This is a genomic window from Sediminibacterium sp. GW821-FHT12F12, from assembly GCF_058806635.1.
This window is the reverse complement of record NZ_JBXAPW010000013.1, coordinates 1-8,964: the sequence shown is the minus strand read 5'-3', so window position 1 is coordinate 8,964 and position 8,964 is coordinate 1. Positions and strand designations below refer to the sequence as shown.

The 8,964-nt window shown below is 45.0% G+C and carries 6 protein-coding genes; 3 read left to right on the top strand and 3 right to left on the bottom strand.

What is annotated here, in order from left to right; all coding sequences use genetic code 11:
* Positions 1 to 144: 144 nt before the first annotated feature.
* A complete protein-coding gene (locus AC1RNB_RS15555; protein ID WP_493084307.1) occupies positions 145 to 591 on the bottom strand; it encodes an LEA/WHy family protein in 447 nt (148 codons plus the stop codon).
* A 251-nt stretch (positions 592 to 842) separates the two neighbouring features.
* On the opposite strand from AC1RNB_RS15555, the gene AC1RNB_RS15550 reads away from it, so the two are divergent.
* From AC1RNB_RS15550 to AC1RNB_RS15540, 3 genes are all read left to right on the top strand, one after another.
* Positions 843 to 1,484 (top strand): WbqC family protein, encoded by a 642-nt coding sequence (locus AC1RNB_RS15550; RefSeq protein ID WP_493084305.1) that lies wholly within the window; start codon positions 843 to 845, stop codon positions 1,482 to 1,484.
* 103 nt (positions 1,485 to 1,587) lie between these two features.
* On the top strand, positions 1,588 to 5,295 hold the full coding sequence (locus tag AC1RNB_RS15545) for a PKD domain-containing protein (RefSeq protein ID WP_493084303.1): 3,708 nt from the start codon (positions 1,588 to 1,590) through the stop codon (positions 5,293 to 5,295).
* A gap of 4 nt (positions 5,296 to 5,299) precedes the next feature.
* Positions 5,300 to 6,328, top strand: a complete 1,029-nt coding sequence (locus AC1RNB_RS15540) for a PorP/SprF family type IX secretion system membrane protein (protein WP_493084301.1) — start codon at positions 5,300 to 5,302, stop codon at positions 6,326 to 6,328.
* Between the two features lie 5 nt (positions 6,329 to 6,333).
* On the opposite strand, the gene AC1RNB_RS15535 is transcribed toward AC1RNB_RS15540, so the two are convergent.
* Both AC1RNB_RS15535 and AC1RNB_RS15530 read right to left on the bottom strand, forming a co-directional pair.
* A complete protein-coding gene (locus AC1RNB_RS15535) occupies positions 6,334 to 8,316 on the bottom strand; it encodes a M56 family metallopeptidase (protein ID WP_493084299.1) in 1,983 nt (660 codons plus the stop codon).
* Between the two features lie 4 nt (positions 8,317 to 8,320).
* Complete coding sequence (locus AC1RNB_RS15530) at positions 8,321 to 8,704, bottom strand: BlaI/MecI/CopY family transcriptional regulator (protein WP_493084297.1); 384 nt, start codon at positions 8,702 to 8,704, stop codon at positions 8,321 to 8,323.
* Positions 8,705 to 8,964 lie beyond the last annotated feature (260 nt).

Genomic DNA, 8,964 nt, shown 5'->3' with positions numbered 1-8,964 from the left:
AAAACCCTGTCATGTGCAGCCGTATAATTGAATGTCGAATATCGAATAAAGAATATCGAACGCCGAAATTGATCTATTTGGCGTTTTTCTTGCCCATAATGGAACTACTTCGAAATTCGACATTCCCTGCTCGATATTCGATATTCAAAAGAGCTTCAACCGATGCCTCGCTTCATAATTAAACGGCACATTGGTATAGAGCCCTGCCTTACCCACCCGGGTGGTTCCTTTTACATTAATCAGCACTTCCTGGCTGAACAGCATATTGAGGCTGTTTTTCAGCACTGTTTTCATATCTATGGCAATACGGGAGGGTAAGTTGAACTCAGCCCGCCGGGGAATATGCATCAGGGTATCGAGCTGGTATTTGCCGAGATAGCTGTTGTCCACATATACATCGCAGTCCACTTTTTTCAGATCCACCCCAAAACCGTTGGGGTTGTAATACACCAGGTCCATCGACAGGAGGGTTTTGTCGAACCCCATATTTTCAATCTTCACATTTTTGATATCCCGGTAATCAAAGCCCTGGGGCTTTTGGCAGCCTGCCAGTAAAAGGGCAAATAAGGCGAATAGGAGGGCTTGTTTCAACAGCTAAGTATTTGCCTGCAAAATAGGAGAGACTCACCGATTTTCAAGATTTACTCTTTTTAATTAACTTACATTTGACGCTAAATATATTAGCGTTTTTGGCAAAAAGCGATTGGTTTTTGAATACTAAAAATAGTAGTTTGCATTATTTTATTACAAATAATTAATAATCAAATAGTTATTTAATAATAGCTAAATTAAAAATAGCATTTAATATTGCCAAATTTCAAGGATTTTGCTGATTTGAAACAATGATTAAACAGAGTGAAAATATATTATTTTTAGTAGTTGATAGTCAATATTTTGGAAGCATTAATTACTTTAAAATTTTAAATAATTTTTCAAATATTGAAATTGAACAATATGAAACCTACCAGAAAATGAGTTTTCGCAACCGTTGTATGGTAGCGGGCAGCAATGGTGTGGTAGGTTTATCAGTTCCGTTGGAAAAAGGCAGGGGCCAGCGGGAGCTGATGAAGGATGTCAGAATCAGCTATTCAGACAACTGGCAGGTGCAGCATTGGCGAACCATCGAGTCCTGTTACAGCCGGGCACCCTTCTTTGAATTTTACCGGGATGGGGTCTGGCAACTCCTCCAACAGAAAGAAACCTACCTGCTGGACCTGAACATGGCCACGCTGCACTGGCTGAAAAAAGTACTGAAAATCCCGGGAGATATTTCACTGACCCAGCAGTACCTGAAAACCTATCCGGAGGGTGTAACGGACAGGCGGAGCACCATCCTCCCCAAAAATTACCAACAGGCAGAAACCTGCTCCCGGTACACCCAGGTGTTCGAAGACAGAATCGGGTTTCAGCCCAACCTTTCTATATTGGATCTGCTATTCTGCTGCGGACCTGAAACCAGCTCTTTGTTGCAGACAACATTTTAACGTTTTAATGAGTCTTTAAACCGGCTGATAGGCTGATATGCCTTAATTTTAAACATGGCGTTTCTATCAAACAGAAATGCTGCGAAATATTGACCGCCCCCTGATGAAGAAGTATCGATTTCTGCTGTTTTGTATCTGCACCCTTGGTCATTTGATGGTAAATGGACAGGACTTCTCGAATAAAGGAAAGGAATTCTGGATCGCCTATCCCGCACATATTGATGGAACAACATCAGTAATGGGCTTATATATTACCAGTTCTGCAAATACCTCCGGAACCATACAGTTGGGAACTGCCGCCCCCATAACGTTTTCTGTTCAGGCGAATGTAGTAACCCGGATATTTCTAAACGCAACGGGTACAGGAACAACTACAGGAACAACTCCCCTGTATTATGGATTGAATACGGACGTATATCTGAATATGACAGATGGAATTAAAACAAATGCTGCTATCAGGATCACAGCCCAGGATCCGGTTGTCGTGTATTCGCATATCATACGTTCAGCCAGAAGCGGGGCTACTTTAGCCATTCCAACAACGGTGCTCGGTAACGATTATATTGTTCCGAGTATGAATTCCAATTCTACAGCCGGTCCTACCAGTAACGGTACCAGAGGGGGGACAGGTGAGTTAGTTGTAGTGGCAACACAGGATAATACGACTATTGAAATTACCCCTACCGCAGCTGGCAGGGGCGGAAAACCCGCTGGTACAAAATTCTCAGTAGTACTGGCCAATGCCGGTGATTGTTACCAGTTTCAGACGAATGATTTTGGAGATCTCTCTGGTACTAAAGTCAGTTCAAAATCTTCCGGAACATCTGGCTGTAAACCTATTGCCGTTTTTTCAGCCAGTACCTGGAGCTCGTTTGATTGTGCAGGGGCCAGTGGGGGAGATAATCTTTATCAACAGTTATTTCCCACCCGTTCCTGGGGAAAGACTTTTGTTACGGCGCCTTTTATTGACAGACCGGAAGACATTTTCAGAATTTTTGTACAAAATAGCACCACTACCGTTCAGGTGCAGGAAAATGGTGTTACCACAACATTGGGCGCTGCTGCCTTTAACAGTACAGGTAACTTTTATACCTACAGAACCAGTAAACCTATTGTCATTACAGGCAGTGAACCCATTTCAGTAGTGCAATACATCACTTCTCAAACCTGTAAAACAGGGTGCTCTACCGGAACCAATGCACCAAAGTCCTGTTATTCCGATCCTGAAATGGTTCTGCTGAATCCGGTAGAACAAACGCTGAGAGACATTACTTTTTTTTCGGCACACGCTGCCTATGTTCCACAGGGGCAAACCCAGATTGCCTTACATTATGTAAATATCATTGTCAGCAAAAATTTTAAAAACACACTTAAAATCGATAATGCAGCCCCCACGGGAACATTTGTAGATATACCGGGAAGCAATTATTCTTACCTGCAGGAAGACTTAACCGTAAGCTCTGCTACAAATCCTGTGCATAGGGTAACGGCAGATACTAATTTTGCAGCCATTGTGTATGGTTATGGCAATGTTGAATCCTACGGTTATAATGGAGGAACCAATGTCCGTGATTTTACCCCCTCTGCTACCTTTCAGAACCCTTACAGCCGCATTGATTCTGCCGTTACCTGTGTGAATACGCCACTGCAGTTATCCGTTCCTTTGGCTTTTGTTCCGGCCAGTATCAAATGGGATTTTTCGGCGGCACCCAATATCTCGCCGGCTGCCGGTATCGGTCCGCTTACTTCTTTTACTGCTGATAGCACCAGATCCCTGAACGGGCAAACACTTACTTATTACAGTCCCGGAAAAACCTTCACTTTCACCAGTGCCAATACCGCCGCTATTCGTGATACAATTAAACTGTATACCACTTCCTCCACTCCCGATGGCTGTGGAAGTACCGACCAGGTATTTACCCTGCCCGTAACGGTAAAAGAACTTCCTGTGGCTAAGTTTTCAGTAGCTGCAGGCGGTTGTGCCAATGATCCCGTTACATTCACTGATCAAAGCAATACCTCGCAGGGAGCCATCAAACGCTGGTTCTGGGATTTTGGAGATGGCACCAATGCCGACCTTACCACAGCAACCTTATCTCCTAAAATATATAACAGTCCGGCCAGTTATACCATCAAACTCAAAGTAGCTTCCGATATCGGTTGTTTATCTACTGAATACAGCCAAACGGTACAACAATCAGCCAAACCGGTGGCAGGGTTTACGGCTACTTCAATTAAGTGTGTAAACAGGGATATCACTTTCACTGATGCTTCTACCACAACCACAGGAACCCTTGCCAAATGGATCTGGAACCTGGATAATGGAGCCAGTATTATCACCAACACCACAAATGCACCGGTAACCGCCCAATATACCACTGATGGTACCAAAGCCGTGAGCCTGAAAGTGGCCACTGCCACGGGTTGTGAGAGTGATCCGTATGCACCTGCTTTTACCATCAATCCAAGCCCGCAACCCGGGTTTATTTTACCGGAAGTGTGTTTGAGCGATGCATTTGCCCTGTTTACAGATACCAGTAAAATCAGCGATGGTTCCCAGGCGCAATTCAAATACCTGTGGAATTTTAACGCAGGTACACCGCCTGTTAGTCCCGGCCCTTCTGCTGCATCCAGCACTTTACAAAATCCGCAGATCAAGTATGCAGATAAAGGGAATTACAAAGTATCGCTTACGGTTACCTCAAAAGACGGTTGTGTAGCAAACCTGGTCCAGGACTTCACCGTCAACGGAAGTATCCCCAAAGCTGCTTTTGAATTTGCCGATGCGGCTCCGTATTGTGGGATAAAACCGGTGAGGCTGAAAAATAATTCAACCGTTGATTTTGGATTTGTAACCAAACTGGAGATCTATTGGGACTATAGCAACAATCCTACTGTAAAAGAAACGGATGAAAATCCTGCACCGGGAAAAATTTATCCTCACGCCTATGCTGATCCAAGCTCTCCCAAAACCTATACCATCAGGATGGTAGCTTATTCGGGTGGTACGGCCTGTTCTGATGTTACGTCACAAACGATTACGGTATATCCACAACCCAAAGCATCGTTCACCGTATCTGCCAGCCAGCTTTGTTACGGCGATATCATCAACTTTACCGATAAAAGCTACAGTGGATCCAGTGCTGTTGCCAACTGGGCATGGAACCTGGCGGGCGGCGATATATCCACCCAGCAGAATCCGAATAAACAGTTCAATGATTCGGGGCTGTTTACGGTAAGCCTTTATTTTCTGAATGCCGATGGTTGTATCAGCGATACGGCTACCCAGTCGCTCACCGTTTATCCCAACCCCAAACTGGTATTGCCGCATAAGATCACGGTATTGATAGGAGGGCAGGTTATACTGACTCCTACCTATGTATATGGCAATGAACTGGCCTATCTCTGGACACCATCCACTTATCTCAGCAGTGATACGGCCGCAACCCCCAAAGCCATTCCGGAAGAGGATATCACGTATCGATTAAAACTGACCGCAAAAGGCGGATGTTCGGTTACAGATACTATTTTTATACGGGTATTAAAAGGTCCGGAAGTGCCCAATGCTTTTTCGCCCAATGGCGATGGTATCAATGATACGTGGCGGATCAAGTACCTGGATGGGTATCCCGGTGCTACCATTGATGTATATAATCGCTACGGACAGATAGTTTTTCGATCTTTGGGGTATGATGTGGAGTGGAATGGCACCCGGAATGGCAACCCATTACCGATAGGAACGTATTATTATATTATCAACCCTAAAAACGGACGACAGATTATCACAGGATCGGTCACTATTATAAAGTAAGGATATGCGTGTAAAACAGGTCATGCTAGGAATCGCTTTATGTATCTGCACGGCAGTTGCGGCCCAGCAGCGGCCTTATTATACGCAGTATATCATGAACAATTATATCATCAATCCGGCCGTAGCGGGGATTGAGAATTACTGGGATGTGAAAGCCAGTCACCGCATGCAATGGGTGGGTTTACAGGATGCGCCGGTAACTACTTATCTCACCATGCACGGCCCCCTGAAGAAAAGTGATTACGACGACAGGGGCTCTGCCACCAGTTTCCGTGCCGGGGGTAGTAACCCAAGGGGAGAAGCATATTGGAGGGATTATACGGCACCCGATCCGCACCACGGTGTAGGGTTTACCATACTGAACGATAAAACCGGTCCGCTGAATCGTTTCGCAGTTTACGGCACCTATTCTTATCACTTAAGTTTATCACCCCGCACTTCACTGGCGGCGGGTACTTCTATCGGGTTTACCAATGTGAGCCTGGATGCAAGTAAACTGAATTTCGGAGGCACTACCGTAGATCCGGCTGTGGCAGGTAGTGGGGTCATTAACCGGATTAAACCGGATATCAGTGCAGGGCTCTGGTTATATTCAAGGGATTATTTTGTAGGCCTGGCCGCACAGCAGATCATTCCGCAGCAGATCGCTTTCTCTGATAATACGGTGTACTTACAAAACGGGAAATTAATACCGCATTTATTCCTCAGTGCGGGATACCGGATGCAGTTAACGGATGATGTAAGCCTGTTACCTTCTATGCTGGTACGTTATATCAGTCCGCTACCATTGGGCTTTGATGTGAATGCCAAACTACAATACCAGGACCTGGTCTGGGCCGGTGCTTCTTACCGTTACCAGGATGGTTTTGCGGCGATGGTGGGACTGAATCTTAACCGCAATATCAATATCGGTTATTCCTACGATGTACAGACTTCTACCCTGAATACGGTGAGTAAGGGTACGCATGAAATACTGATCGGGTTCCTGCTCGGTAATAAATGGGGCGATTGGTGTCCGCGTAATCTCTGGTAACAGCCTTATTGCTGCAGTAGTATTACCTGTTTTTCTTCTTCTGCACGAACCCTTTTTTTGAGCACGAGTGGCAGTTTTTCTATTTTCTTCGCATCTATCAGTTTTGCAAAAGCCAGTTTCATTTGCCGGAGGGAAGACAATTCCGCCAGTCTGGAGAGCAGGACTAATTTTTGTAAGTTAATCTCATTCATTACTACCGGTTCTGGTACGGGCGTAACAAGTGTTTCCAGAGGGGTTTCTACCACAATGATCTCTTTTGTTTCGGTCTCTTCCGGTATCATCCGTTCTGGTAATTCTTTCTTCCCGAGCTTATTCCGATTCCGGGGTATTTTTTTCTGAAGGGGCTGTTGTTCTTCTCTGAACAGCGGTTCTACACTCCGCAGTGATTGGAGGATGAGTTTGTCCAGTCCCATTTTATCCAGGTCTGTTACTACATCCATGGCCTGCTGGATATCGTGCGTAATTTTTGTCTTGTCAATATTCACATTCACACTGAAAGCTTTCTGCATCTCCGCTTTGGCTTTCTCTATATCGGCCGATACTTTCTTCATTCCGTTGCTGATCTCCTGTTTAAACTGCTTACGCATATTCGCAGTAAAGAGGGCCGAATCGGCAGACAATACCCTGGCCAGTTCCTGTTTGGCTTTTTCCATTTCGGCCAACTCTTTCTGCCAATCATGCTTTTGCTGTTTTTCCATTTCAAGAGAAGCCTGTTGCAAAGCATCAGCGATCAGGGGTGTGAAGGAATTGACGATACCGGCAGGAGAAGCTTTCTCAACATCCGTTAATTCTTTTTCAGCCTCCACCACATTTTTTTTCACTTCCGCCTGTAAAGGTTTGGATAAAAAGAAAACCGGATTGAACAAGGGATTATCTACACGGATAGCCATCGGTTCCACGGTATAAGGCTGTGCTCTTTTCGTAGGGGTGGCCAGTTTTATTTTTTTTGATTGAGAAGCAATGGGCTGTTCGTTGCGGCTGGATTTGATCGGACTTAACCAGGCCACAGAACTCAGAATACCGGTTACAATAAAAAAAGCCAGTAACTGTTTGCGGTAGCTGAAGCGGTTTTCTTTTTGTTCAATCATCCGCTTTACACGGTATAACAGGTCATTCTTTTTTCCGGTAGCGGTCATGGCCAGTGCCGGTGCCTGTTGCAGGTAAGCTATACGTAGCAAAGCTTCAGCATATACCGGTGCCTCGTATTGAAATTGCAACACCCAGTCATCACAACTGTTCTCCCTTTCTTTGCGGATAGATTTACTGATCAGCTGCGTGAAGGGGTTAAAGAACAGACCGATCTCTGCAATGGATAAAAGGATATTGACGAGATAATCGTAGCGTTTGATATGTGCCATTTCATGCAGCAAAACAGCTTCCATCTGCTGGGTGCTGAGATGGTTAATGCTGGCCATCGGCACAAGGATAATCGGTTTTAAAAAACCAATCGTGAGTGGTGTACTTACCTGCTCAGATAAAAACACCCGTACGTTTTTTTTGATATTGAGCTGGGCCGCAATTTTCTGCACAAATAAACGCCATTCGGCTGGCATCTTATGCAGTCCCTGGTAGCGGATCAGCTGTGTTTGGCGATAGCCCATGAACCAGCGTACACAGAGAAAGACCATCAATAACAGGTATGCCATGGATATATAGGGCAAGAGTCTTTCTCCTTTCAGCATCCATTGCAGTACACCGGACAGTACTCCCGTTCCGGTAGCAGTTATAGGTTGCATATTTTCTGCAGCCGTTTGTACAGGCTGCCATGCCTGGTGGTATTGCTGGTAATAGAATTGAAAAGTAAACAGGAACCAGACAAAACCGATGGTTTGCGCGGCCACGCCCAACCGGTATTTGGCTGCAGCACCCATGGGCAGTAAACCGGTGATACTGATATAGATCAGCCATACAAGCGCTGTTTGCCATACGCTATGGGCAATGGCATATCCCAGCGACTGTAAAAAAACGGATTGAAACAGGTGCTGCATACACTTACTGTTTTTTCAGGTTGTCCAATAGTTTCTGGATCTCATCCAGCTCTTCCTTGTTAGGTACCGTATTACCTAAAGCCTGCATCACCAGCTGGGTAGAAGAGCCTCCAAAAAGGGAATTGATCATTTTACCCACGATCTGCTGCTGTGTATTCTCGCGGGTAATATTGGCCCGGTAAATATGGGTTTTACTGCTGTCATCCCGCTTTACGATGCCTTTCTCAAACATGATCTGCATCAGTTTAAGGGTAGTGGTATACCCGGCGTCTTTGTGCTCGCTCAGGATCTCGTGTACCTCTCTTACGGTGGCGGTACCTTTGTCCCAAAGCACCCGTAAAATCTCCAGTTCACTCTCTGTTGGTTTGATATTCTTGGAAACGGCCATTGCTACGATTTTATTCGTAAGCAATTTACGAATCCGGTCGTATGAAGCCAAATAAAAAAATGTTAAACGGCAAACGGAAAGGATGAGATAATTAAAAATTAACGTCTTGTGCTATTGGATAATTCAAAGTTTATTTGATTAGTTGAATAAAATTGTCTTCACAGGGTGTTCGATGAAAAATTTCTAATCAGTCCCTGTGGACGGGCCTCATTGGGGTCGGTGTCAAGCGAAGCGAAGACAGATCAGATCATGCGAAGCAG